We start from the raw sequence: 25,590 nt of genomic DNA, 5'->3' as shown, positions 1-25,590 counted from the left end.
ATGCCGTCCACTGTGCGTCACGCGCGCAAGCGATCATCGGGCGCTGTGACGCGCGGCGCCCGGCGGGGGACCGCCGGGCGCCACGGTGCCCGTGTGTTCTCAGCTCAGCTCGCGCTTGAGCAGCTTGCCGGTGGCGGTCATGGGCAGCGACTCGACGATGCTGACCATGCGCGGGTACTTGTAGCCCGCCATCTGCTCCTTACCCCAGGCGACCAGGTCGTCCTCGGTCGCCTCGGCGCCCGGCTTGAGGATCACGAACGCCTTGATCTCCTCGCCGTGGCTCGGGTGGGCGACGCCGATCACCGCAGCCAGGGAGACCGCCTCGTGGGTCATCAGGACCTCTTCGATCTCCCGCGGGTAGACGTTGAAGCCGCCGCGGATGATCATGTCCTTGGCCCGGTCGACGATGTAGTAGAAGCCGTCCTTGTCGCGCCGCGCCAGGTCACCGGTCCGGAACCAGCCGTCGCGCATCACCTCGGCGGTCGCCTCGGGCCGGTTGTAGTAGCCGCGCATGATGTTGTGCCCGCGGATGGCGATCTCGCCGATCTCGTCGGAGCCGCCGACCGTGTTCCACTCGGCGTCGATCAGCTTCACCTCGACGCCCCAGATCGGGATGCCGATCGAACCGGGACGCGGATCGCTGCCCGGATCGCTGAAGGTGGCGACCGGGGAGGTCTCGGACAGCCCGTACCCCTCGAGGATGGTGACCCCGAAGCGCTCCTTCACCGCCTTGATGATCTCCACCGGGAGGCTGGAGCCGCCGGAGACCGCGACCCGCATGTTGCGGGCGATCCGGTCCACGTCGACGCCCTCGCCCAGCGCGTTCAGCAGGCCCCAGTACATCGTCGGGACGCCGGCGAAGAACGTCACGTTCTCGCTCTGCAGCAGCTGCACCGCGGCCGCCGCGTCGAAGCGGGGCAGCAGCACCAGCGTGGCGGCGGTGGCGAAGCCGGCGTTCATGTTGACCGTCGAGCCGAACGAGTGGAACAGCGGCAGCACCAGCAGGTGGGTGTCGGTCGCCGGCTGGCTGCCGAAGAGCCGGTTGCAGGTGAGCGCGTTGAGCACCAGGTTCGAGTGGGACAGCTCGGCGCCCTTGGCCTGGCCGGTCGTCCCGCTGGTGTAGAGGATGACGGCCGGGTCGGTCTCGGGCAGCTGCACGGTCTCGAAGACCGGCGACTGGCCGGCGAGGGCCGCGCCCATCGTCTCGGCTCCCTCGATCGGCGAGGCCGCCGCCGGGTCCGCCGTGATCAGGAAGAACTGCTCGCAGCCGTCGGTCTGGCCGAACCCGGCGTGGCCCTCGGCGCCCATCGGCAGTTCGGCGGTGCCCTCGAAGCAGAAGTACGCCTTGGCCTGCGAGTCGTTCAGGTGATAGCCGATCTCGCGGCCCTTGAGCAGCACGTTCAGCGGTACGACGACGGCGCCGGCCTTGAGGATGCCGTAGTAGACGACAGGGAAGTACGGCAGGTTGGGGCAGGAGAGCGCCACCTTGTCACCGGGCCGGATGCCGCGGGAGACCAGCAGGTTCGCCACCTGGTTCGCCGCGGCGTTCACCTGCGCGTAGGTCAGGCGCCGGGGGCCCAGGACCACGGCGTCGCGCTCCGGGTGGTGGCGGGCGCTGTCCTCCAGCAGAACGGAGAGGTTGAGCATCCGGTGGTTCCCTTCACATGGTTCAGCTGTGGCGGCGGTCTCATCCCAGCACGACCGCCGTACGGGTGGAACCCACCGACCCGGCTTTGTTTCATTCCGAAGTTTTCTTGCGGGAATGTGCGGGATTCGTCAAGTGAGCCGTCTGACTGCCGATGGCGTCGGCGTGGGAATCCCGGTGTTGGAAGCGGTGCACGTCGGTCGGCAACCGATCTTCGACGTGAACGGTGTCGTCGTGGCGTACGAGCTGCTCTTCCGCGGCCGTATGGACGACGTCGCCTCAGGGCGGCAGGACACGTACGCGACCAGCACCGTGATGGTCAACGCGTTCACGGAGTTCGGCATCGCCGAAGTGGCCGGCAACCGGCCCTGCTTCATCAACCTGACGAGGGAGTTCGTCACCGGCAGGCTGCCGTTGCCGTTCGGCCCGGAACAGGTGGTGCTGGAGATCCTCGAGACCGTGCACGTGGACGACGAGGTGATCGACGGGATCACCGCGCTGTCCGACGCCGGGTACAAGATCGCCCTGGACGACTTCGTCTGGGGCTCCGGCCACGAGCGGCTGCTCGGCCTGGCGTCCTACGTCAAGCTCGACCTGCTCGACGGCGACCTGAGCAGGCTCGACGAGATCGTCGCCGCCTGCCGGGAGTACCCCGGTATCGAGCTGGTCGCCGAGCGCCTGGAGACCGCCGAGCAGGTGGCCATCGCCGACCACTACGGCATGGAGCTGCGCCAGGGGTACGCGCTGAGCCGCCCCCAGGTCCTCAGCACCCCCAGCCTCTCCCCGTCGCGGATGCGCCGGCTGGAGCTGGTGGCGGCGCTGATGCACCCGGACGTCCGCCTCGACAAGATCACCAACATCATCGCCAGCGACCCGGCGCTCGCCCTGCGCGTACTGCGGGTCAGCAACTCGGTGGCCGCCGGGGTGGTCAGCCGGGTCTCCTCGGTCCGCCAGGCGATCATGCTGATCGGCCTGAACCACATCCGCCGCTGGGCCACCCTGATGGTGGTCGACGACGTCGCCGAGGCACCGGAGGAGCAGCTGCTCACCGCGCTGACCCACGCCCGGCTCTGCGAGAACCTGGCGCACCGGTTCGGTGCCGACCCGGCGGCCGCGTTCGTGGCCGGCCTGCTGACCGGGATGGCCCGCCTGATGGGTACGACCCCCGCGGCCGTCGCCGAGCAACTGCCGCTGTCGGCCGAGGTGGCGGACGCCGTCAACCTCGGAACCGGTCGGCTCGGCAAGCTGCTGGACGCGGTCCGGGCCTACGAGGACGGCGACTGGGGCACCGGCGACCTGGCCGGACCGGCCCTGGACGCGATGCGCTGGTCGACCCGGACGCTGACCGCGGCGCACCGCTTCACCCCGTCGTCACCGCGCCGCCGGATGGGCACCGCCAGGACCTACTAGCGGGCGTCCTCCTCCGCGGAATCGAAGGCGTGGTCGAAGGCGGAGCCGGCGTCGTAGTCGTCCTCGTAGTCGTCGATCTCCCGGCCGGTCCACCACAGGGCGCCGGTGGTCACCACGAGGTTGAGCAGCGCCGGGCCGGCGATCAGCAGGTTGCCGGCGGTGCCGCCGAAGAGCCCGTACTGGTTGTCGGCGAGGCAGGCCAGCAGCGACCAGGGCAGGCCGAACACGATCAGATAGAGGCCCAGCAGCCCGGCCGCCGGGTGCTCGCCCGGGACCGGCACGGACTGCTGTGCCGGCCCCAGCCAGAGGAAGACCACCGGCAGCACCAGGATCGCCTGCACGGCGACCAGTGCACCGAGCCACTTGCGGCGCGTGCCGTTGCCCATCGCTGCGACCCCCTGGCTGAATGTTCGCTGTGAGCGATCGCAGCCTAGAGGTTACAAGCTGATTACGGAGCCCCCTGATTGCGGGGCAGTCGCGCTCAGCGGCGCCGCAGCACCGGAATCATGGCCGCCACCACGGCGACAACTCCGCAGACCACGGTCACTGCCACGCCGGCTCCCCACGGGATCACCAGCGCGACCGGCTGATCGAGTTCGGCCTCGGTCGCCTCCCGCACCCCGATCAGCGAGATCCCGGCCACCGCCGCGCCGAGCAGCGCTCCGGTGAGGACCGCGAGCAGGGACTCCGCCGAGACGACCCGCAGCACCTGCCCGGTACCGGCACCGGCCAGCCGCAGCGCGCGGAACTCCGGCCGGCGCGCGGCGGTCGCCATCAGCAGCGTGTTCGCCACGGCGATACCGGTGTACCCGGCGGTCAGCCCGATCAGCGCCCACAGGAACAAGTCGACCAGCCGGCCCTCCTCACCGACCTCGCGCCGCACGTACTCGGCGACCGGCAGAGCCTCAGCGCCCGGCAGTGCCTCGGCGCCCGGCAGTGCCTCGGCGCCCGGCAGTGCCTCGGCGCCCGGCAGTGCCTCGGCGCCCGGGCCCGCGGCGGTGGGGTCGCCGTCGAGCACGACCATCGGGGTGAGCGCGTCCGGGTCGTGCTCGCGGACCAGGTCGCGGGGCAGGAGGACGGGAGCGTCGGCCTCCGGCTCGACGGCGCGTACCGGCAGATCGGCGGTGGTGCCGTCGGCCCAGCGCAAGGAGACCGTCCGGCCGGCCGCCGTGCCGAGAGCGGTAGCGGTCTCCGGATCGAGCACCACGCCCGGTTCGGCGATCGCGACGCCGGCGGCGTCGAAGCCGGTGACGCCGCCCGCGTGGCTGATCAGAACCCGGGTGGTGAGGCGGGAGTCGCCGCGCTGGGCGGTGGTCACCGCCTCGGTGAGACCGGGAGTGCCGTCCGGGACCAGGAGGGTGGCCGGCGGGTACTGGGCGGCCTCGTCGATGCCCGCCGCCTCCTCGAAGGTGGCGATCGAGCCGGTCAGCAGGACGGTCAGGCCGACAGTGGCGAGTACCGGCGCGGCGGTGGCGGCGACCCGGCGTACCCCGGTCAGCGTGCCCTCGCGGACCAGCATCCCGGTCGCGGTGCCGCGGGCCGGCCAGGCCACCAGGCGGACCAGCGGGCGGATCAGGATCGGGGAGAGCAGGGCCGCCGCGCCGATCAGGAACATCGCCGCGCCCATCCCGGCCGAGGTCTGCGTCTCCAGCGGCATGGCGGGCATTCCGGCGAGCAGGGCCACGCCGGCGGCGGCGCCGAGCAGGCCGCCGATCCAGCGGGCCAGGGTCATCGGGCGGGGATCGGCGGCGGCCTCGCGCAGGGCGTCCAGCGGCGCGACCCGGCTGGCCCGGCGTGCGGCGACGGCGACGCCGCCGAGGGCCACGATCACGCCGAGTAATGCTGCGCCGAACACTGCCATCGGTTGCCAGGTGGCCGTGAAGCCGGCCGGCTCCAGGCCCGCGTCGACCATCGGTGCTGCCAGCAGAGGGGCGGCGGCGGCGCCGAGTGGGGCGCCGATCAGACCTGCTATCAGGGAGACGAGCGCGGTTTCCGCGTACAGTTGCCGTCTGACCTGACCCGGTGTGGCACCGACCGCGCGCAGCAGTCCCAGCTCGCGCCGACGCTGCGCGGCGCTCAGGGCGCACGTCGAGGAGACGACGAAGACGGTGGCGAACGCACCGAGAGTGACCAGCGCGATGAGGAGTTGCGCGCCGATCCAGCGGACCCGGGTGACCACCGACGGTTCGGTTTTGTCCCGCTCCGCGCCGGACCGCACCGTGCCGGCCGAGCCGATCAGAACGTGCGCGGCGCCGGCCACTTGCGCCGGGTCGCTGTCCGAGGTGAGACCGATGACGCGTACGCCTGACGCGCGCCGCAACGCCTCCGTGTCCGCCACGTAAAAGCCCGGACCGTTGACCGTTCCGGTCACTGTCCACGTCTCCGGCCCCGCCGCGGTGAGCACCTCGACCCGCCCACCCGGCACCACGCCGGAGATCGCCACCTCACGCTTGCCCGCCGGAGCCCGGCCCGCGGTGAGCCGGTAGCCGCCGAGGACCGTCGACGACCAGGCGTGCCCCTCGATCCGTGCCGTCTGAGCATCACCCTGAGCCCGGCCGCCGACCAGCCGCTGCACGTAGAAGGACGGATCCGGCACCGCGGCGGTGACGCCGGGCAGCGCCGCCAGCCGCTGGGCGATTCCGGTCGCCTCGTCCGCGGTCCAGGCCCGGCGCTCCGGTTCGCCGTAGACGTTCGTGCCGATCTCGGGCGACTCCACCAGAACCGGCGCGGCGTGATAGCGGGCCGGCGCCTGCGGCTGGGAACTGAGGTAGAGGGTGGCGGAGGCGGCCAGGACGGCGACGCCCAGCGCGACCGCGACGAAGGTGCCCGCGAAGCTCGCGAACCGGTGCCTGACCATCGCGAAGGCCGCGCTCATGCCCGGACCCTCTCCTCGAGGCGGGCGGTCCGCACGGCGATCTCCTCGGCGCCGGCCCGGCCGCCGATCTCGTCGACCACGCGCCCGTCGGCCAGGAACAGCACCCGGTCGGCGTGCGCGGCGGCAAGCGGATCGTGGGTGACCATCACGATGGTCTGGCCGTGCCGGTCCACAGCGGTCCGCAGCAGCCGCAGCACCTCCGCGCCGGACCTCGCGTCGAGCGCACCGGTCGGCTCGTCCGCGAACAGCACCGCCGGGCGGGTCACCAGGGCGCGGGCGATCGCGACGCGCTGCTGCTGACCGCCGGAGAGCTCGGCGGGCCGGTGCCCCGCACGACCGGCCAGGCCCACCTCAGCCAGCATGCCTTCCACCTCACCGGCGGCCGGGCGACGCCGGGCCAGCCGCAGCGGCAACGCCACGTTCTGCGCCGCCGTCAGCGCCGGGACCAGGTTGAACGCCTGGAAGACGAAACCAACCCGGTCGCGGCGCAGGCGAGTCAGCCGGCGTTCGGTCAAACCCTCCAGCGGTACGCCATCGACCACCACCTGTCCGGATGTGATCCGGTCCAGCCCCGCCGCGCAGTGCAGCAACGTCGACTTGCCGGACCCGGACGGCCCCATCACCGCGGTGAACGTCCCCGCACCGAACCTGGCATGCACCGCGTCCAGCGCGGTCACCGCCCGCTCGCCGGTGCCGTACCGCTTGGTGACCGCCCGCAGCTCGACGGCGGTGGCTTCTTGATTCGTCATGCGGTTCAGCCTTGTTGACCTTCGACCGCGGCACAGTCACGCAGAGTCGAGGATCGGGGGTATATCCAGCACTACCGACACCGGTTCGGGGTGGCGGTAGCGTGCCGGGCATGCCGGTCCGCAATGCGCTTGAGGCGCTTACGCTGCGGCCGACCGTGTTTCTGCGCTCGGCCTGGCCGTGGCGCTCGCTCGCCTACCTGCTCGGCGGGGTGGTGCTCGGCTCGGCGACCATCCTGGCGGTGGTCGGGCTGGTGGCCGCGGGCACGGTGCTGTCGGTGCTGGTGATCGGATTCGCCGGGTATGTGGCGACGGTTCTGTCCGGCATCGTGGTGGCCCGGGTGGAGCGGCGGCGGATGCGGCTCGTCGACGACGACGAGCTTGTTGATCCGCACGAGCCGTTGCCGGCCGGCGCGGGACTGCGGGCGTGGCTGCACCTGCGGCTGCGGGAGCAGGCGACGTGGCGGGAGCTCGGGTACGCGATGGTCTCGGCGGGTGTGCTCTGCTGGATGGACGCGCTGGTGGTGGCCGGTACGGCGTACGCGCTGGCCGTCACGCTCGGCGCACCCTTCTTCATCAGCGACGAGCCGCTGTCGACGACGCTGCAGCTGTCGCTCGCCGGGATTCCGCTGACTGTCGTCATGGCGTACCCGATCACCGCCTGGGCCGGCGCCCGCGCCGCGATGGCCCGCGCGATCCTGGCGCCGCGCAGCGACGGCCTCCTCGTCGAGGTGACCCGGTCCCGGGCCCGGCTCGTCGACGCGTTCGAGGTGGAGCGCCGGCGCATCGAACGCGACCTGCACGACGGCGCACAGCAGCGCCTCGTCGCGCTCAGCATGCAGCTCGGGCTGGCCCGGCTTGAACTGCCGCCCGGCTCACCCGCCGCCGAGTCCGTCACCGCCGCGCACGACCTGGCCAAACAGGCGCTCACCGACCTGCGGGAACTGATCCGCGGCGTGCACCCGAAGGTGCTCACCGACCGGGGGCTGGCCGCCGCGATCGGCGAGGTGGCGTCGACCGCGCCGCTGACGGTCGATCTGGACCTGCGGCTACCCGGGCGGTTGACACCGGCGGCCGAGGTGACGGCCTACTTCGTGGTCACCGAGGCACTGACCAACGTGGCCAAGCACTCCGGCGCCGACCGGGCCGTGATCAGCGCCTGGACCGAACGGGACCGGCTGATCGTCGAGGTGCGCGACGACGGTTGCGGCGGTGCGGATCCGGGCTCGGGATCGGGGCTGGTGGGGCTCGCCGACCGGGTCGCGGTGCTGGACGGGACGGTGACCCTGTCCAGCCCGCCGGGTGGCCCTACCCTCGTGCACGTGGAGATTCCGGGATGACCTCGCTGCGGGTCGTCATCGCTGAGGACGGTTTGATCGTCCGGGAAGGTGTGGCCGGGATGCTGCGCCGCTTCGGGCACGAGGTGGTGGCGGCGGTGGGCGACGCTGACGAGTTGCGCGAGGCGGTGCGGCGGCACCGGCCCGACGTCGTGGTGACCGACGTGCGGATGCCGCCCGGCTTCAGCGACGAAGGGCTGCAGGCGGCGATCGCCCTGCGCGCCGCCGACCCGGACCTGCCGGTGCTGGTGCTGAGTCAGTACGTGGAACAGACGTACGCCGCCGAGCTGCTCGACTCCGGTCAGGGCGCCGGCGTCGGCTACCTGCTGAAGGACCGGATCGGCGAGGTCACCGAGTTCGTCGACGCGCTGCAGGCGGTGGCGGGCGGGCGGACCGTGGTTGACCCCGAGGTCGTTCGCCAGCTGCTCGGCCGGCGCCGTGATCCGCTGCACCGGCTCACCGCCCGGGAGCGGGAGGTGCTGGGGCTGATGGCGCAGGGGCGGTCCAACGCGGCGATCGCGCGGGAGCTCGTGGTGACCGAGGCGGCGGTGGCCAAGCACATCGGCAGCGTGCTCGCCAAGCTCGACCTGCCGCCCGACGCCGACGACCATCGGCGGGTGCGGGCGGTCCTCGCCTATCTGCGGGGATAGCCGGCGCCTGTTCCGGCTTCAGTTGGCGCCTGTTCCGGCTTCAGTTGGCGCTTGATCCGGTGAACTGTCGTTGTCGCGGGGGAGTACTCCATGGTGCCGCGGCGTGGGGCGGTCGTGATGCCCGGAACCGTCCCGCGCCGCGGCCCTGGCAGACATCGGCCCCGGCGGTCAGCCTTCGGGGTTGCCCACGCCCACCGTGATGCTGGCGAGGAGCCCTGCGGTCAGGTCGAAGCGGTCGCGGGGGACCACGTGCAGCTTCCCGCCGGCGATGTATCCCGGGTCCGCGTCGTTCGAGGTGCGTGCCGCCCGGCTGTCCAGGTACGGCCGCATCCGGGAGACCTGCTCGGTCACGGGCTCCGGAAGGTACAGCCGGCCGGCGTGCGCCACCGACCGTCCCCCGGCCAGGCAGCCGCCGACGTGCACCTCGGCGCTCAGGTGCACGGCCCGGCCGGGAAGCCAGCCGGGGTGGACCGTACGGAATTCGGCGTACCCCTCGGCGTCGGTCACCTGGGCCCCGCGCAGGATGGTCTCGCCGCACGCGTCCCGGTGCCGGACATCCAGGACCGCGGCGGTGACCGGGTCGGCGGTCCGCGCGTCGAGCACCCGGACCCGCAGCATCAGCGGCACACCGGGCCGGTCACCGGCGATGTCACGCCGCACCAGCTCCAGCGGAAGATGGTGGACCTGCCCCGCCGAAGCCGGGACGAAGAGGCATGACCAGGGGCGCGCGACGGTCTCCGCCCGGCGGGCCCCGGGCAGCGCTGTCAAGGTCTCCCGACTGCTGATGATTTCGTCGTTGCGCACAGGACACCCCCGCTGTCGAACCAGTGAGTTGATCTTCGCAGAGATTAAGCACCTTAAACGCGTTTTTGTCGAATTTGTCCGAAGAGCGGGAGGGTGCCGCCCGTAACACCGGAGGAGCACACTGCCGCAAAGGCCTGCCTGGCCGCGCTTCTCCCTTGGCGCGGCCGGTTCCGGACCGCTCTGGCCGGAGCGCGGTCCCCGGGCGCTGCGGGCGGCCGGTCGTTGCCGCGACCCCCGCCCGCAGCCCCGCCCAGCCCCGCCTCGGTCTGCGGAAATTCACGGTGGCCTGGGCAGCACCTGGTTTCCGCACAGAGGTGTTTCCCGAGCACGCCGAGCCGGCCGGAGCTTGCGCCCCGGCCGGCTCGATCAGAATTGCTGGATCAGCGGCTCAGCCGCCGATACCGATACACCGCCAGCGGCGCGAAGACCGCGATCAGCAGCACCGGCCAAGCCACCGCCAGGAACATCGCATGCTGAGCCGGCCACGAATCCCCGGCGATCCCCGGGTTCCCGAACAGCTCCCGAATAGCAGTCGTAGTAGCCGACATCGGGTTCCACGCGGCGATCGTTCCCAGCCAGCCGGGCATCAGCTCCGGCGCGACGAACACGTTCGACACCGCGCTCAGCGGGAACGCCAGCGGGAACACGATCACCGCGACGGTGTCCGGGTTCGGCGCGATCAGCCCGAACACCATGCCCACCCAGCTCAGCGCGAGCCGCAGCAACAGCAGCAGACCGATCCCGAGCAGCATGTTCCCGATGCCGCGGTGCCAGTCCCAGCCGACCAGCATGCCGCACACCACGAGCGCGGTGACCTCGAGCAGAGCGCGTACCTGGTCGGCCGCCGCCCGGCCGGTCATCAGCGCTGACCGGGCCATCGGCATCGATCGGAATCGGTCAATCACGCCGCGGCCGACGTCGGTGGCGATGGCCGTGGCGGTGGCGCCGATGCCGTACAGCATGGTCATCACGAAGACGCCGGGCAGCAGGAACTCGCGGTAGCCACCGCCGCCAGGGACCTGCATGCCGCTGCCGAACACGTACCCGAAGACCAGCACGAACATGATCGGCAGGCTGAAATAGATCACCAGCTCTTCCGGCGCCCGGATCACGTGCCGCAGGTAGCGGCCGGTCATCACCCAGCCGTCCGCGAGCACGCGGGCCCGGCGGGTGGTCACTCCAGGTGAGGATCCGGGAGCACGGGTGAGCGAGCTCGCCGCCTCGGCAACAGTGGTCATCGGGTCTCCGCCTTCTCCGTGTGCTCCGCGGGGTGGCCAGTGAGGTGCAGGAACACCTCGTCGAGGGTCGGACGGTGCACACCGACGTCGGCGACCACGATTCCGGCGTCCTGGAGCTCCCGTACCACAGCGGTGAGAGCACCCACCCGGTCCGCGACCGGTGCGCGCAGCCGCCGGTGATCCACGTCGACGTCCGGGGCCCCCCCGGTCACCCGGGCCACGACGGCGGTCGCGTCGGCCAGCCGGTTCGCGTCCCGGACGACCACGTCGAGCCGGTCCGCGCCGACCGCCGCCTTGAGCTCCTCCGGGCTGCCCTCGGCCACCACCCGGCCCGCGTCCACCACCGAGATGCGGCCGGCGAGCTGGTCGGCCTCCTCCAGGTACTGGGTGGTGAGCAGTACGGTCGTCCCGTCGGCGACCAGGCCCCGGATGGCGTCCCAGACCTGGTTGCGGCTGCGCGGGTCGAGGCCCGTCGTCGGCTCGTCCAGGAAGAGCACCGACGGCCTGCGGATCAGGCTGGCGGCCAGGTCGAGGCGGCGGCGCATGCCACCGGAGTACTCGGCTGCCGACTTACCGGCCGCCGCCACCAGGTCGAACCGGTCGAGCAACTCGTCGGCGCGGCGCCGGGCGTCCCGGGCGCTCAGGTGGTGCAGCCGTCCGAAAAGGACCAGGTTCTGCCGCCCGCTCAGGATCTCGTCGACAGCGGCGTACTGCCCGGTCAGCGCGATCCGGTCGCGCACCGCGGCGGGATCCCGGGCGACGTCGGCGCCGGCCACCTCCGCCCGGCCGGCGTCGAACCCGATGAGCGTGGAGAGCACCCGCACCGCTGTGGTTTTGCCGGCGCCGTTCGGTCCCAGCAGGCCGTAGACGCTGCCCTCGGGTGCGTGCAGATGGAACCCGTCGAGAGCGGTGGTGCCGCCCTTACCGGGATAGCGCTTGCGCAGCCCCTCGGCCACGACCGCATATGTCGTCATGCCCGCAGCCTCTTCCACCCCGCTGACCGCCCGCGCACCATCCGCTGACGCCCCCGCACTGCTGCCCCGGCTGGCCGTCAGTGCTCCCTCCGCACCCGCGAGACAGCACTGGCAGCCAGCCGGGGCCGCTGGGCGGTGCGGGAACGGAGGCCGGAGCCGCTAGGAGTGGAGGAGGGTGTAGGCGTCGGCGGGGGTGAGGGTGGCGCCTCGCGACAGGGCGGAGTCGTAGGCCGCCGGGCCGAGTTGAGCGCGGGCCGCGGCGGCCACGCCGGCGGCGATCGGGGAGCCTTCGAGGCCGGGGCGGAGGCGGAGGGCCAGGACGGTGCCGAGGAGGGTGGCGGCCTGTGCGGGGTCGCCGGCGGCGAGGGTGATGGCGGCGAGGCGGTCGATGGCCTCGGCCAGCACCTGGAAGCCGAACATGCCGGTGCGCACCGCGAACACCTGCCGGTAATGGGCGGCGGCGGTCACCGGGTCGTCGCTGTCCTCGGCGATGCGGCCGAGGACCACCAGGATCGCCATCCGGGTGCCGTCGGCGCCGTACCAGCCGGCGGGGCAGGCGGCGAGTGCCTCCTCGCAGCGGGTCCGGGCGGCGGGCCGGTCGCCCTCGCGCAGGGCCACCGAGCCCAGGCCGAGGAGGGCCGCGGCGACGAGTTCAGGTGCACCGGCCTCGCGGGCCAGTTCGGCGGAGCGGGTGAAGTCGGATACGGCGCCGGGGATGTCGCCCATGCTCAGGCGGCCCTCGCCGCGGCCGCGGAGCAGGTCGGCCACGTCGACGCTGGAGCCGAGTTCGCCGGCGAGCCGCAGGGCCTCGTCCATCGGTGCGATCGCGGCGGCCGGCTCGCCGCGCCAGAAGGCCATCTCGGCCACCCCGGAGAGGGCGAGCATGCTGCCCCAGCGCTCGCCGATCCGGCGGAACCCGGACAGCGCGCTCTCGAAGTCGGCAAGCGCCTCCTGCGGGGTGGCGCCGGCGAAGAGCAGCATCCAGCCGCCGCCGATGCCGCCGAGCGCGTCACTCCACGGCTCACCGCCGAGCCCCGCGCGCAGCTTGCGGTTGAGGGCCACCACCTCACCGGGGGCGGAGTCCGGAGGCCCGACCGCCATCGCCGACAGGTAGAGCAGGAACGGCTGCCGGGGCGGGTCCTTCATCGTCAACATGAAGCGGCCCCAGCGTTCGGCGGGCGGCTGGGTTCCGCCGAGGGCGGCGTTGAGGACGCACAGGGCGTACTCCTCGGTCCGGCCCGGCGGTGGCTCCGGCCCGGTCTCCCGCAGCACCTGCCCGGCCAGCGCCGCCGACTCGGAGCGCAACCCGCGCAGCCACCAGTAGAAGGAGAGCGCGGAGATCAGGCTGAGCGCCGTCGGTGCGTCACCCGCGGCGGAGGACCGCCGCAGGGCGGCGTGCAGATTGTCGCGGTCGGCGTCGAGGCGGTCCAGCCAGGAGATCTGATCAGCGGTACGCAGAAGCGGATCAGCTCTCCTGGACAGTTCCAGGAAGTACGCGGCGTGGGCCCGGCGCATGAGGTCCTGCTCACCGGCCTCGGCCAGGCGCTCGGCGCAGAACGCCCGGATGGTCGCCAGCATCCGGTAGCGGCCACCGTCCCGCTCGATCAGCGACTTCCCGACGAGCCCGGCAAGGATCTCCACGGTGTCCGGCCCAGCCCCGTCCGGCCCAGCCCCGTCCGGCCCAGCCCCGTCCGGCCCAGCCCCGTTTCCAGCCGCGTTCGGCCCGGTGCCGTGGACGGGCTCGGTCCCGTCCGGGCCGGTGCCGCAGATGGCCTCGACGGCGTCCAGGCCGGCGCTTCCGGCGAAGACGGTGAAGCGGCGGGCGAGGACCCGCTCGGCCTCGGTGAGCAGGCCCCAGCTCCAGGCGACCACGGCGTGCAGGGTCCGGTGGCGGGCGTCGGCGGTACGGCTGCCGCGGGTGAGCAGCCGGAACCGGTCGTCGAGCCGCGCGGCCACCTCGTCGACGGGCAGCGCCTGCAGGCGGGCGGCGGCCAGCTCGACGGCGAGCGGCAGTCCGTCCAGCATCCGGCAGATCCGCAGGATCGCCGCGGCGTTGCCGGGTGTCAGGGCGAAGCCGGGGGAGACGTCGGCGCCCCGCTCGACGAAGAGCCGCACTGCCGGGAACGCCGCGAGGTCGTCGTCGCCGGTGCCGGGTGGTGGCACGGGCAGGCCGGAGACCGGGCAGAGGGTCTCGCCGGTGATGCCGAGCGGTTCCCGGCTGGTGGCCAGGATCCGCAGGCCGGGCGCGGCGGCGAGCAACCGGCCGGCCAGGGTGGCGGCGGCGTCCAGCACGTGCTCGCAGTTGTCCAGCACCAGCAGCAGCTGCCGGTCGGCCAGGGCGGCGACCAGCCGATCGGTGACAGCGGGCAGCTCAGCGCCGGACTCACGCTCGGCGGCCCGGCCGGGATTGCGGTCGGCGGTGCGGCCAGCGGTGCGGCCGGCGTTGAGGTCGGCGGCGCGGGCGGGAGTGCGGTCGGGGGTGAGGCCGACGTCGCGCAGGCCGAGGGCGCTCAGGACCGCTCGGGGGACGTCGTCGCTGCCGCCGGCGGCCAGTTCGACGAAGCAGGCGTCGCCGTCGTAGCGGCCGGCGGCCTCCGCGGAGAGCCGGGTCTTGCCGGCGCCGCCGGGGCCGTGCAGCGTGACCAGGCGGGTGGTGCGCAGCGCCGCGGAGACCCGGCTGAGCTCGTCGTCGCGCCCGACGAAGCTGCTCAACTGGGTGGGCACGCCGAGCCGGGACGGGGTGCGGGATGGTCCGGCGGTACCGCGGAGCACCGACGTGTGCACCTCGGCGAGCTGGGGGGAGGGGTCGGTGCCGAGCTCTTCGGCGAGGGTTCGGCGCGCATCTTCGTACGCCGACAAAGCCTCCGCAGGCCGCCCCGCCGCAGCCAGCGCTCGCATCAGCAGCGCACGCGGACGCTCACGCAGCGGATGCGCCGCGATCAGCGCACGCAACTCGGTGATCGCGTCCCCCGAAACGCCGGGAGAGCCGGAAACGCCGGGAGAGCCGGAAACGCCGGGAGAGCCGGAAACGCCGGGAGAGCCGGAAACGCCGGACGAGCGGGGAAAGTCGGACGAGCGGGGAAAGTCGGACGAGCGGGGAAAGTCGGACGAGCGGGGAAAGTCGGGAGAGCCGGAAAAGCTGGGAAGGCCGGAAAGCCGGGCCTCGCAAAGGTCCTCGATCGCCCCCAGCCTCAGCTCACCGAGCCGCGCCACGTGCTCCGCCGCGAACGGCGCGTCGCGGACGTCGCCCAGCGGCTCACCGCGCCAGAGTGTCACCGCCTCCTCCAGCACCTTCGCCGCCCGGGGCAGGTCACCGGCGGCCAGCGCCTGGCGGCCCTCGGCGGCGAGCGCGGCGAACCGGTGGGCGTCCACATCGTCCGGTGACACCGCGAGCCGGTAGCCGGCCGGTTCGAGCGAGACCGGCAGGGCCTGCCGCAGCCGCGACACCTGCGACTGCAGCGCGTTGGCGGCTCCGGCCGGCGGGTGCTCGCCGTAGAGGCCGTCGATCAGGCGCTCGAATCCGACCGGGCGGCCGGCGTCGAGCAGCAGCATCGCCAGCAGCGCGCGCAGGCGTGGACCGCCGACCGGGATCGGCCGTCCGTCGAGGTGCTCCGCCCGGAGCGGACCCAGGATGCCGAACCGCATACCCACGATTGTGTCGCACGCCGAAAAGCGCGGACGAGCGCCCGGCCGGCATCCGGAAGCGCCGCCCGGCGCCAAAAAGACGCCGGCCGCGCCGCCCGGCGCCGAAAAGGCGCCGGCCGCGCCGCCCGGCGCCAAAAAGGCGCCGGGAGCGCCGCCTACGCGGGGACCAGCGACTCCTCGTCAGCTGCGCACACCTGGTTACGCCCGGCGTTCTTCGCCGCGTAGAGCGCCCGGTCCGCAGCCAGCACAAGCTCATCAGTGGTAGCGGTCCCCGGCATACCGGCGATGCCCACCGAAACAGTCACCCGCGCCGTACGCGAATCAGCCACCGCGATAGGCGCCGAGCTGACCCCCCGCCGCACCCGCTCCGCGATCTCCCGGGCGGCGGCCGGCCCGGTGTTCGGCAGCAGTACGGCGAACTCCTCACCGCCGTAGCGAGCCACCACGTCCCCCGGCCGGACCAGCTCGCGCAGCCGGTGGGTCACCTCGACGAGGACCCGGTCGCCGCCGTTGTGCCCGTGCGTGTCGTTGATGTTCTTGAAGTGGTCGATGTCGAGCAGCAGCATGCTGAGCGGCGCGTGGTTGCGGCCGGCCCGGGCGCCCTCGCTGCGCAGTGACTCCTCGAAGAACCGGCGGCTGCGCAGCCCGGTCAGCCCGTCGGTGATGGCGGCGTGCCGCTGTGCCCGGACGAGCCCGGTCATCCGGACCAGCACCAGCAGGAAGAGCACGTTGCAGATGATCGCCGCGGTGCTCACGTCGGCCTCGCCGGTGCGGGCGTCGATGACGAGCAGCGAGGTCGGCGCGGTCATCGCGGCCCCGGCCAGCACGAGCAGCCGGCCGGTGGTGGCGTCCGGCGTCGCGGTGTTCGACGGGCTCGCCATCTTCGTCACGCCGGGGTGCAGGATCGCGGCGGCGACGAGGAAGCCGGACGTCATCCAGAACACGTCCAGGTAGTTCCCGGCCTGGTAGGTGCCGTTGAGCGACTGGATGCTGTAGACCGTGTCGGCGAACAGGACCAGGACCAGGTAGCCGCCGATCAGCCGCAGCGAGGTGGTGCGCGGACCGGCACCGAGCATCAGGCGGGCGCCGACGACGATGAGCATGAGGTCGCCGAGCGGGTACGCGACGGACACGAACAGGGTGAGGTTGTCGGCGCCCACGTTCCAGGTGGGTGCGATGACGTACTCGTACACGACATAGCCGGCGCCGACCGCGACGATCGCCGCGTCGATGCCGCTCGCGCCGTCCCAGCCGGGCGTCCGCCGCCGGATGACCAGCAGCAGCGCCGCCGCCATCAGCGGATAGGCCGCCAGGTAGAAGACGTCCGCCGTACCGGGGTAGGGCACTTCGCTGTTGACCAGCGCCTGGAAGTAGAACGTGACGTCGCCGGCCACGCCCGCCGCGCCCGATGCCGCGAGCAGCAGCATGATGGTGCGCAGCGCCGGCGTGCGGCGGGCCACGACCAGGGCGCACACCGCGAAGGCGGCGTTCGCGCTGACGTAGAGCGCCACCTGCGTTCCGGGCGACACCCCCAGGTGTACGAGGGCGTAGTACAACCCGATCACGACGGGTGCCACCGCCAGGCAGAGGTGCCAGGCGGCGATTCGGCGGGTCAGCACGGCGCTGACAGCACTGCTCATTTCGCAAACGATGCATCCCGTACGGTGCGGCCGGGGTGCGCCGCGGTAGCAGAGCGGTTGAACACGACGGCACGCTGCACGAGGGTTGGTGCAACGGCGGATCTTGTGCAGCCTCTGTGCTGCGCCCGTCAGGAGCCGTTGAGCTCGGCGAGGATCTTGCGCAGGAACGTCGGCGTACGGCTGGGGTGCTCGGCCTCGATGAACAGCCGGCCGATCGCCGCCGCGTAGTGGTCCACCTCTTCGCGGCGTTCCAGATAGAGACCGCTGGTCAGGTGTTCGATGTAGACGACGTCGGGCAGCTTGGCGTGCGGGAACCGCAGGATGCTGAACGCGCCACCGGCCGCCGCGTGGCCGCCCGAGTCGAACGGCATCACCTGGATCCGGACGTTGGGGGAGTCGCACAGGTCGATCAGCGACTGGATCTGCTCGCGCAGTACCGCCCGGCCGCCGATCGGCCGGCGCAGCACCGCCTCGTCCAGGACCGCCCAGAGCCGGGGCGCGTCCTGCCGGTGGAGGACCTGCTTACGGGCCATCCGCAGTTTCGCGCGCCGGTCGATCTCCTCGGGGGCGGCGTTGTCGTGACCGAGCCTGATCACTGCTCGCGCGTACGCGTCGGTCTGCAGCAGGCCGGGCACGAACTGGATCTCGTAGGTGCGGATCAGCTCGGCGGCCTGCTCGAGGTCGAGGTAGTTCTGGAACCAGGTGTCGAGCACGTCGCCGTACGCGTGCCACCAGCTGGGCTCGTTCGCCTCGCGGGCCATCGTCAGGACCCGGCGGTGCTCGGCGGGGTCCTCCACGCCGTAGAGCTTCAGCAGGTCGACGACGTCGCGTTCCTTGAAGCTGACCCGGCCCAGCTCCATCCGGCTGATCTTGGATTCGGAGCCGCGGATCTGGTAGCCCGCTTGGTCGCGGGTGAAGCCGGCGGCCCGGCGCAGGGCACGCAGATGCGCGCCGAGTTGCAGGCGGCGGACTGTCGCGCCGCCACTCTCCCTCTCGTCGGTCACCCGAGCCTCCATGACCCGCGCGGTGGGTCCTCAGTGGATCTCCAGGACGCGGTCGAGGTGAGCATACCCACGAGTGAACCGGAACAGTCACCCACCCGAGCGATGTCGGTACGTTCAGTTGATCTGGGAACGCGGCTGCCCCGGCCGGTGGCCGGGGCAGCCCTGTCGAGGGAGGTCAGCGCGGGCCGCGACCGCCCGCGGGCGCCTCGCCGGCGGTGACGGTGGCGACCTCGGCCGCGGATCCGAGTGATCCGGACGCCGACAGCCCGCCGGTGCTCGCGCCGCTCGCCGAGCCGCCGGTGTAGATCGTGTACTTATCGCCACTCTTGACGGCCGAGGAGGAGTAGACGACGTTCTGGACGGTCTTGCTCGTCACGAAGGTGGCGACCACATCCCCGTCGCTGTTCGCGATCTGGATCGTCGTCGCCGCGGGTGCCGCGCTGTCCAGGGTCGCCGACAGCCAGCCCTGCCCGGAGCCGGTCCCCGGCGCCACCACCATGCCGGCGCTGCCGGCCGCGAGCAGGACACCACCGCTGATCGTGAAGTCGCCGTTGACGTCGAGTGCGCCGTTGCCGTCGCGCTGCGGCCCGTTGACCACCACGGTGCCGCCGGTGATCGTGGCGGTGCCGTTCGAGTCCAGGCCGTCGCCCTCGGAGTTGATCACCAGGGTTCCGCCGTTCACGGTGACCGAGTAGTCGCCGGCCTCGCTGCCGCCACCACCGGGACCGCCACCACCGGGGCCGCCGCGGCCGCCTCCTCCGGTGTTCTCCTCGGTGCTCGTGCCGCCGGCTCCGTTGACGCCGTCGTCGCTCGACGTGACGGTCACGGTGCCCGATTTCAGCACGATGTGGGCGCCTTCCAGGCCCTCGACCGCCGCGGTGACCTCCACGGTCCCGCCGTCGATGATCTGCTGACCCTCGGCGTGCACACCGTCGTCGCCGCTGGCCACGCTCACCTTCGCGCCGGCCAGGTGCACGGCTCCGTCGCTGTGCACCGCGTCGTCGGAGGCGTCCACCGTGGCGGTGCCGCCTCCCAGCACGGTGATCACGCCGGACTTGAGGCCCTTGGCGGAGACATCGCCGGCCGGCTGCTTCTGGTGCCCGCCGCCGGAGACGACGGTGATCGTGCCGCCAGTGGTGACGAGGTCGGTGGCCGCGTCGATGCCGTCGCCCTCGGTGGTGAGCGTCAGCGTGCCGCCGGCCACGGCGACGTATCCGGAGTCGGCGTCCTCCTCGTTGTCCGCCTTCACGCCGTCGCCGCCCGCGGTGACGGTGATGGTTCCGCCGTCGGCAACGACATAGTCCTTGCCGCGCAGCCCGTCGTCCTTGGCCCGCACGGTGACAGTGCCGGACTGAACGACGGTGCCGTCTTTGCTCGCGATGCCGTCGTTGCCGTTTCCGATCACCTCGAGTATGCCGCCGCCGGTGATGGTGAGGTCGCCGGCGCTGAACAGGGCGGCGTTCACGTCGGCGTCCTCGGCGTAGGACGCGGTGTCGGCGAGCCTGTTCGTGGTGCCGTCGGCGAGCTGGATCACGAGCTGCTCGGCCTCGGTGGCGGCGATCGCGGCGGTGGTGGAGCTGGTGATGTCGGCGCCGTCCAGGACCAGCGTGACGGTGGCGTCCGGCGCGTTCACCACGATCTGGCCGTCGGTGAGGCTCCCGCTGATCCGGTAGGTGCCCGCTTTGCTGATCGTGACGGTCGAGCCATTGACTTCGACACCGTCGGACGAGGAGCTGGCCGAGGTGCCGGACAGGGTGATCTCGGCGGCGCCGTCGGCGGAGACCGCCGGAACGGTGTGCGCGGTCTTGTTCGCGGCGAGGACCTCGGCGGCCGTCTGAGTGCCGTCCACCGTGGACGCGTCAACCGTGGCGGCGGCCGTGACGGTCGAGCCGGTGGATCCGGTGGCGGTGTCGTCGCCTGTCGCGCAGCCGACGAGCAGGGCGGCTGCGAGGACGGCGGAGCTGACGGCGGCGACGAACTTCTTACGCAATCTCACGAGGGGCCTCCGGAGAAGTGGCGCTGCAGCACGGGGTGCCAGCGGTTGGCGGGGAGTTCGGGGCGCAGGGCGGCGAGCCCGGTGGCGTACTTGGAGATCGACGACGGGCGCAGGTGCAGCGACCAGAGGAGCCGGTCGACGTCGGAGGCGGATCGGGCCGACTTGGTCTCGACGATCACCGAGTCCGGCATCCGCACTGTCGAGCCGCCGGGCAGCATCCAGGTGAGATCGGAGTCGACGGTCACCCGGCTTCCGGTCCCGGGGACGTAGAGCGTGCTGCGGTGGTAGTGGGTGGCCAGGACCGGGCTGAACTCGTGTCCGCGGGCCGGCAGCCCGGCGCCGCCGAGGACCTCGGCGACGTGGGTCAGGCCGTCTCGGTCGAGGTGGGTGCGACTTCCCGCGTACGGAATCCGGTCCTTGACCGTCATCCCCCGCGCGGCGCGCGTCTTCACCTCGAGGAAGTCGTCGCCGGTGTCCAGATAGGTCCGGACCCGGATCTTGAAGCGCCGCCGCCTGCGGCGCGCGGCCGCGAGGTAACTGTCCAGGCCGGCGGTGTCGAAATAGACCGACCGGTACGCGAACTCGCGACGCCCCTCGATCTCCAGCATCCGCACGCCGGCCGGCATCCGGTCCAGTACGCCCGGGAGCTCCGCGGCCGGTACCAGGTATTTGCGGTCCAGGCGGGTCATCAGAGCCGCCTGGACGACCAGTTCCGCGAGGGTGATCGGCCGGAACCGGTGCAGTGCGGGAGCCTCGATCACGGCGGTCATCCGGCGCTCACCCGCTCGATGCGCGGGCTCGGCTCGCGGCGCACCCGGTCGCCGTCCGGCGCCTGATGGCGGACGTCGACGAGCGTGCTGTCGTTGACCAGATCGACCTGCTTGACCACCAGCCCGGTCACCCGGCCGCCGAGCAGCGTCTCCAGATGGGCGCGCAGCGCGTCCTCGTCGGTGAACGCGACGTCGAGGCGGATCTGCTGGTTGCGCGACCGGCGGAACAGCGCCGGGTGGTCGCCGACGAAGAGCGCCGCGACGACGAGCAGCATCAGCCCGCCGCTGATCGCGTCCGGGGTGCCGCCGAGCCCGGCGATCAGGCCGACAGCGAGCGCCGCGAAGTAGTAGGCGATCTCGTGCTGGGCGATCTCGTCCGACCGCAACCGGATGATCGACAGGACACCGAAGAGGCCCAGCCCGAGGCCGGCGCCGACCGTGGTGGAGCCGAGCACGATGGCGACCGCGAGGACGCCGATGTTCACCCCCAGGAAGGCGGTGACCAGATCGCGCCGGCGGTGCCGGGGAAAATAGACACCGAATGTCAGAACGGATATCGCGACCAGATCCGCGGCCACGGCGAGCAACGTGTTCACATGCGATCCTTCAGACGGAGTTCATCGGCTGTTCCCCATTGAGCGGTGGAATGCTGTCCGCATCCTGTGAGGCTTTTGTGGGAACCGTCTGAGAAGCAGGTCACACAGGTTCGTTTCTTAGGGAACCTTTATGGTCCTCGCGGCTGTCTCTTAGGCATGCGAGGCAGCTTTGCGATCATGACGACGACCGCTGTGCACGCTGACGCCCGTACCGCTCAGCACCGCCGGCCGCGTGCCGCGCCGCGCTGGTGGGGTGACGCCGGAGGGGTGGCGGCAGCGGCGAGCCTGCTGGTGGTGACCGCGCTCTGGGTGAGCAATGACGGTCTCCAGGACATCGCCGCGGGCGGGAGCACCGCGATCACCGCGATCGGGCGGCTGGCCGGGCTCCACGCCTCCGACCTGCTGCTGCTCCAGGTGCTGCTGATGGCGCGGATCCCGCTGGTGGAGAGGGCGTTCGGGCAGGACCGGCTGGCCCGCTGGCACCGGTGGACCGGGTTCACGTCGTTCTGGCTGATGCTGGGGCACATCGTGGCGATCACGGTGGGCTATGCGGCGGGGAACAACGTGGTCGTGCAGCTGTGGGACCTGATCCTGACGTACCCGGGCATGTTGCTCGCGGCGGCGGGGGCGGTGTCGCTGCTCCTGGTGGTGGTGACGTCGGTGCGAGCGGCGCGGCGCAGGCTGCGGTACGAGTCGTGGCACCTGCTGCACCTGTACGCGTACCTCGGGGTGGGGCTGGCGCTGCCGCACCAGATCTGGACCGGGGAGGACTTTGCCGGGTCGGTGGCGGCGCGGGCCTACTGGTGGACGCTGTACGGGGTTGCCGCGTGTGCGGTTCTTGCGTACAGAATCGGTCTGCCTGTGCTGCGCAACCGGAGGCACCGCCTGGTGGTGAGCGGGGTGGTCCCGGAGGGGCCGGGGTTGACGTCGGTCTATCTGAGCGGTGAGCGGCTCGGCGAGCTGCCGGCCCGGGCCGGGCAGTTCTTCCACTGGCGGTTCCTCGACGGCGCCGGCTGGACGCGCGCCAACCCGTTCTCGCTCTCGGCGACCCCGCGCGGCGACCTGCTGCGGATCACGGTGAAGGATCAGGGCGACGGCAGCTCGCGGATCGCGACGCTGAGGCCTGGCACGAAAGTGCTGTTCGAGGGGCCGTTCGGCAAGCTCACCGGCGAGCACTACCAGGGCGGACCGGTCGTGATGATGGCCTGCGGCGTCGGCATCACGCCGCTGCTGTCGCTGCTCGGCGAACTGCCCTACCGCGCCGGCGAAGCAACACTGATCTACCGCGCACGCAGCGAGGAGGATCTGGCGTTCCGGTCCGAATTGGAATGGTTCGCGGCCGAACGCGGTGTTCGAGTGGTGCCGATGACCGGCCACCGTGCCGATCGGGCGTCCTGGCTGCCGCGGGAATTCGCCGGCCAGGACGACGCGGAGGCCCTGCGCCGGGCGGCGCCGCAGATCGCGGCGGCGCGTGTCTATATCTGCGGGCCCGGGGAATGGGCGGCGGCGGCGCGTGCGGCGGCTCTTCAAGCAGGGGTACGGGCTAACTACGTCCACACTGAACTGTTCGCCTGGTAAGGGGTTCCCGGAATGCGACGGATCACGCTTTGGATGCTTTCCACGGTGGCGGCATTGGTATTGCTGTTCAGCTATCGCACGAGTACCGGTGGTGCCGCCTCGCCGGAGGTGGTGGCGGTGGCGCCGTCCGGCTCGGGAAAGGTCTACACGGGGGACACCGTGCAGACGCAAGAGGGCGATGTGCAGGTCGCCATCACTGTCGCCGGTGGCCGGATCACGGCGGTGTCGGTGCCGGTCCACCCGAGCGGCAGCCAGCGGCACGACGAGATCAGCGGGCGCGCGTTGCCGCAGCTCGTGGAGGCGACGCTGGCCGCGCAGAGTGCTGACATCGACGCGGTGTCGGGGGCGACCTACACCAGTGCCGGTTACCAGGAATCCCTGCAGTCGGCGCTCGATGCCGCCCAGTTGTCCTGACGGTTTCAGATCACTGGCAGGCTGGTGACATGCGGATCCTGGTGGTGGAGGACGACGCGGCCGTGCGGGACTCGCTCGCACGGACCCTGCGGTTCGAGGGATATCAGGTGGAGGTCGCGGGTGACGGGGTGCAGGCCCTCGACGCGGTGCGCAGCGGTGAGCCGGACGCGCTGATCCTCGACGTCAGCATGCCGCGGATGGACGGGCTCGAAGCGTGCCGGCAGCTGCGGGCGGGTGGGATGGTTCTGCCGGTGCTCATGCTGACCGCCCGCGATCGCGTGGGTGATCGGGTCGCGGGGCTCGACGCGGGGGCTGACGACTACCTGGTCAAGCCGTTCGCGTTGCAGGAGTTGATGGCGCGGGTGCGGGCGCTGTTGCGGCGGTCGGCGCTCTCGGTGCCTCCGTCGCCCGCGCCCTCCCTCTCTTCCTCTGCGGAATGGCTGGACTTCGCTGATGTGCGGCTGAACGTGACCACCCGTGAGGTGTGGCGGGGGGAGCGGGCGCTGCGGTTGACGCGTACCGAGTTCGCCATCCTGGAGGCGTTTCTGCGGCACCCGCGGCAGGTGCTGTCCCGGGCGTCGCTGTTCGAGCAGGTGTGGGGCTACGACTTCGGCGACGGATCGAACAGTCTGCACGTCTATCTCGGCTACCTTCGGCGCAAGCTGGAGGCGGAAGGGGAGGCGCGGCTGTTGCACACGGTCCGTGGCGTGGGGTTCGTGCTCCGGGAGGAGCCGCTGTGACCGGGCGGCTGGCTCGGTGGTGGCACGGCCGTACGCTGCACGCGCGCCTGTCGCTGCTGGTCACCGGTGCGGTGGCGGCGGCGGTGCTGGTGGTGTCGGCGGGTGCGTTCCTGGCGGTGCGGGAGATTCAGAAGAGCAAGGTGTCGGCGGAGTTGATGGCTGACGCGCGGACGATCGCCGCTGATCCGTTGCAGTGGCTGGCCACTCAGAACAGCCGCACTGTGGACAAATCGGGCGATGCGTATCCGGGTTCTGATTCTGGTGCTTATCCCGGGGAGATCGGGCCCTGCTGGCAGATTCTCGACCGTACCGGTGTGGTGGTCGGCGGGAGTGCCACCCCGCTGCCGGTCACCGAGGCGGCCGCGGGGATCGCCACGAGCGGGGACGAGCAGGTGCAGGAAACGGTCACGATCGGTCCCGGGGACTACCTGATGCTCACCGTGCCGATCGAGGGCGGGGGCGCGGTGCAGGTCGGCGTCGACCCGGATCCCGACGAGCGGGTCCTGGCTCTCTTCGCGCTGCTGCTCGCCTTCGGATGCGCGGCGGGTGTCGCCGGGGCGGCGCTGCTGGGGCGTACCGTATCCCGGGCCGGCCTGGCCCCCGTCGACCGTCTGACCGAAGCCGTCGAAGACGTCGCCGTCACGATGGACCTGACCCGGCCGGTCGAGGTCAGCGGCAACGACGAGATCGCCCGCCTCGGCCGCTCCGTCAACGCGATGCTCTCCGCCATCGACGCCTCCCGCACCGCGCAGCGAGCCCTCGTCGAGGACGCCGGCCACGAGCTGCGTACGCCGCTGACCAGTATCCGGACCAACGTCGAACTGCTGCTGAAGGTCGAGCGCCAACCCGAGCTGGCCCATCGCCTGCCACCCGGCGAGCGCGCCGCGCTCCTCGCCGACCTCGACGCCCAGGTCGGCGAACTCGCCACCCTCACCGCCGAACTGGTCGAACTCTCCCGCTCGGAATCCAGCCGCGAAGCCGTCGAAGAGGCCGACCTCGCCGACATCGTCACCGCCGCGATCAGCCGGGTACGGATCCGGGCGCCCGGCCTCACCTTCGACACCTCCCTCACCCCGGTCACCGTCTACGGCCGCCCCGGCGAGCTGGAACGCATGATCGTCAACATCCTCGACAACGCCGCCAAGTGGAGCCCACCGGGCGCCACCGTCACCACCCGCCTCACCCCCGCCCCACCCGGCCGCTGTCACCTCACGGTCACCGACACCGGGCCCGGTATCGCCGCTGAAGACCTGCCGCACGTCTTCGACCGCTTCTATCGGGCGCCGGCCGCTCGTTCCATGCCCGGCTCCGGTCTCGGCCTCGCCATCGTCGCCCAGACCGCCACCTCCCACGGCGGTACGGTCACCGCGACCCCTTCCACGCCCTCCGGCACCACCATCACCGTCACCCTCCCCGCTCACCCTTAGCGCGTGTTTCTCAAGGGGGGCCGGAAGAACCGGATCAAGGTGATGGCGCTGGGAGGTTGTGCTGGGTGACCCGCGCTCGATGTACTGGGGATCGCCCGACC

The 25,590-nt window shown here is 71.9% G+C and carries 20 protein-coding genes; 7 read left to right on the top strand and 13 right to left on the bottom strand.

Annotation, left to right across the window (positions count from 1 at the left end; genetic code table 11):
• Positions 1-99: 99 nt before the first annotated feature.
• Positions 100-1,647 carry a long-chain fatty acid--CoA ligase gene (locus ACFQV6_RS20825; protein ID WP_378029192.1) on the bottom strand — a complete coding sequence of 516 codons (1,548 nt, stop codon included), beginning with the start codon at positions 1,645-1,647 and terminating at the stop codon, positions 100-102.
• 133 nt (positions 1,648-1,780) lie between these two features.
• On the opposite strand from ACFQV6_RS20825, the gene ACFQV6_RS20820 reads away from it, so the two are divergent.
• On the top strand, positions 1,781-3,055 hold the full coding sequence (locus ACFQV6_RS20820) for an EAL and HDOD domain-containing protein (RefSeq protein ID WP_378029191.1): 1,275 nt from the start codon (positions 1,781-1,783) through the stop codon (positions 3,053-3,055).
• On the opposite strand, the gene ACFQV6_RS20815 is transcribed toward ACFQV6_RS20820, so the two are convergent.
• The 3 genes from ACFQV6_RS20815 to ACFQV6_RS20805 all read right to left on the bottom strand — a co-directional run bounded on the left by ACFQV6_RS20815 (position 3,052) and on the right by ACFQV6_RS20805 (position 6,679).
• Positions 3,052-3,441 carry a hypothetical protein gene (locus tag ACFQV6_RS20815; RefSeq protein WP_378029190.1) on the bottom strand — a complete coding sequence of 130 codons (390 nt, stop codon included), beginning with the start codon at positions 3,439-3,441 and terminating at the stop codon, positions 3,052-3,054. The two genes, ACFQV6_RS20820 and ACFQV6_RS20815, sit on opposite strands and share 4 nt — an antisense overlap.
• A 95-nt stretch (positions 3,442-3,536) precedes the next feature.
• A complete protein-coding gene (locus ACFQV6_RS20810; protein WP_378029189.1) occupies positions 3,537-5,930 on the bottom strand; it encodes an FtsX-like permease family protein in 2,394 nt (797 codons plus the stop codon).
• Positions 5,927-6,679 carry an ABC transporter ATP-binding protein gene (locus ACFQV6_RS20805; protein WP_378029188.1) on the bottom strand — a complete coding sequence of 251 codons (753 nt, stop codon included), beginning with the start codon at positions 6,677-6,679 and terminating at the stop codon, positions 5,927-5,929. The genes ACFQV6_RS20810 and ACFQV6_RS20805 overlap by 4 nt, the downstream gene beginning before the upstream one ends.
• Before the next feature lie 110 nt (positions 6,680-6,789).
• On the opposite strand from ACFQV6_RS20805, the gene ACFQV6_RS20800 reads away from it, so the two are divergent.
• On the top strand, positions 6,790-8,016 hold the full coding sequence (locus ACFQV6_RS20800) for a sensor histidine kinase (protein ID WP_378029187.1): 1,227 nt from the start codon (positions 6,790-6,792) through the stop codon (positions 8,014-8,016).
• Positions 8,013-8,663: a response regulator gene (locus ACFQV6_RS20795; RefSeq protein WP_378029186.1), complete on the top strand. Its 651-nt coding sequence runs from the start codon at positions 8,013-8,015 to the stop codon at positions 8,661-8,663. The genes ACFQV6_RS20800 and ACFQV6_RS20795 overlap by 4 nt, the downstream gene beginning before the upstream one ends.
• A gap of 168 nt (positions 8,664-8,831) precedes the next feature.
• On the opposite strand, the gene ACFQV6_RS20790 is transcribed toward ACFQV6_RS20795, so the two are convergent.
• The 9 genes from ACFQV6_RS20790 to ACFQV6_RS20750 form a co-directional block, all read right to left on the bottom strand.
• Positions 8,832-9,467, bottom strand: coding sequence for a hypothetical protein (locus tag ACFQV6_RS20790; RefSeq protein ID WP_378029185.1), 636 nt, complete (start codon positions 9,465-9,467; stop codon positions 8,832-8,834).
• A 380-nt stretch (positions 9,468-9,847) separates the two neighbouring features.
• A complete protein-coding gene (locus ACFQV6_RS20785) occupies positions 9,848-10,603 on the bottom strand; it encodes an ABC transporter permease (protein WP_378029214.1) in 756 nt (251 codons plus the stop codon).
• A 98-nt stretch (positions 10,604-10,701) separates the two neighbouring features.
• Positions 10,702-11,679, bottom strand: a complete 978-nt coding sequence (locus ACFQV6_RS20780) for an ATP-binding cassette domain-containing protein (RefSeq protein ID WP_378029184.1) — start codon at positions 11,677-11,679, stop codon at positions 10,702-10,704.
• Positions 11,680-11,838: 159 nt separating this feature from the next.
• The gene (locus ACFQV6_RS20775) at positions 11,839-15,324 is read right to left on the bottom strand and encodes a BTAD domain-containing putative transcriptional regulator (RefSeq protein WP_378029183.1); all 3,486 of its coding nucleotides are present in this window, start codon (positions 15,322-15,324) and stop codon (positions 11,839-11,841) included.
• A 155-nt stretch (positions 15,325-15,479) separates the two neighbouring features.
• Entirely contained in the window at positions 15,480-16,964 is a 1,485-nt protein-coding gene (locus tag ACFQV6_RS20770) for a diguanylate cyclase (protein WP_378029182.1), read from the bottom strand.
• A gap of 128 nt (positions 16,965-17,092) precedes the next feature.
• Positions 17,093-17,980, bottom strand: a complete 888-nt coding sequence (locus ACFQV6_RS20765) for a helix-turn-helix domain-containing protein (protein ID WP_378029181.1) — start codon at positions 17,978-17,980, stop codon at positions 17,093-17,095.
• Positions 17,981-18,143: 163 nt separating this feature from the next.
• Positions 18,144-19,964, bottom strand: coding sequence for a carbohydrate-binding domain-containing protein (locus tag ACFQV6_RS20760; protein WP_378029180.1), 1,821 nt, complete (start codon positions 19,962-19,964; stop codon positions 18,144-18,146).
• Positions 19,961-20,734: a polyphosphate polymerase domain-containing protein gene (locus tag ACFQV6_RS20755; RefSeq protein ID WP_378029179.1), complete on the bottom strand. Its 774-nt coding sequence runs from the start codon at positions 20,732-20,734 to the stop codon at positions 19,961-19,963. Before ACFQV6_RS20755 ends, ACFQV6_RS20760 begins: the two co-directional genes overlap by 4 nt.
• Positions 20,731-21,330, bottom strand: coding sequence for a DUF4956 domain-containing protein (locus ACFQV6_RS20750; RefSeq protein WP_378029178.1), 600 nt, complete (start codon positions 21,328-21,330; stop codon positions 20,731-20,733). The genes ACFQV6_RS20755 and ACFQV6_RS20750 overlap by 4 nt, the downstream gene beginning before the upstream one ends.
• 177 nt (positions 21,331-21,507) lie before the next feature.
• Between ACFQV6_RS20750 and ACFQV6_RS20745 the strand changes: the two genes are divergently transcribed.
• Genes ACFQV6_RS20745 through ACFQV6_RS20730 form a run of 4 tightly spaced genes read left to right on the top strand, consistent with a single transcriptional unit; the run spans position 21,508 to position 25,489 of the window.
• The gene (locus tag ACFQV6_RS20745; protein ID WP_378029177.1) at positions 21,508-22,908 is read left to right on the top strand and encodes a ferric reductase-like transmembrane domain-containing protein; all 1,401 of its coding nucleotides are present in this window, start codon (positions 21,508-21,510) and stop codon (positions 22,906-22,908) included.
• Positions 22,909-22,953: 45 nt separating this feature from the next.
• Positions 22,954-23,322: an FMN-binding protein gene (locus tag ACFQV6_RS20740; protein WP_378029176.1), complete on the top strand. Its 369-nt coding sequence runs from the start codon at positions 22,954-22,956 to the stop codon at positions 23,320-23,322.
• Positions 23,323-23,351: 29 nt separating this feature from the next.
• A complete protein-coding gene (locus tag ACFQV6_RS20735) occupies positions 23,352-24,062 on the top strand; it encodes a response regulator transcription factor (RefSeq protein ID WP_378029175.1) in 711 nt (236 codons plus the stop codon).
• Positions 24,059-25,489, top strand: a complete 1,431-nt coding sequence (locus ACFQV6_RS20730) for an ATP-binding protein (RefSeq protein ID WP_378029174.1) — start codon at positions 24,059-24,061, stop codon at positions 25,487-25,489. The genes ACFQV6_RS20735 and ACFQV6_RS20730 overlap by 4 nt, the downstream gene beginning before the upstream one ends.
• Positions 25,490-25,590: the final 101 nt, after the last annotated feature.

The sequence above is a fragment of the Actinoplanes sp. GCM10030250 genome (genome assembly GCF_042666575.1).
In the GTDB taxonomy this organism is placed as follows: domain Bacteria; phylum Actinomycetota; class Actinomycetes; order Mycobacteriales; family Micromonosporaceae; genus Actinoplanes.
The sequence above is the reverse complement of the archived record's forward strand: the minus strand, read 5'-3'. Positions and strand labels throughout refer to the sequence as shown.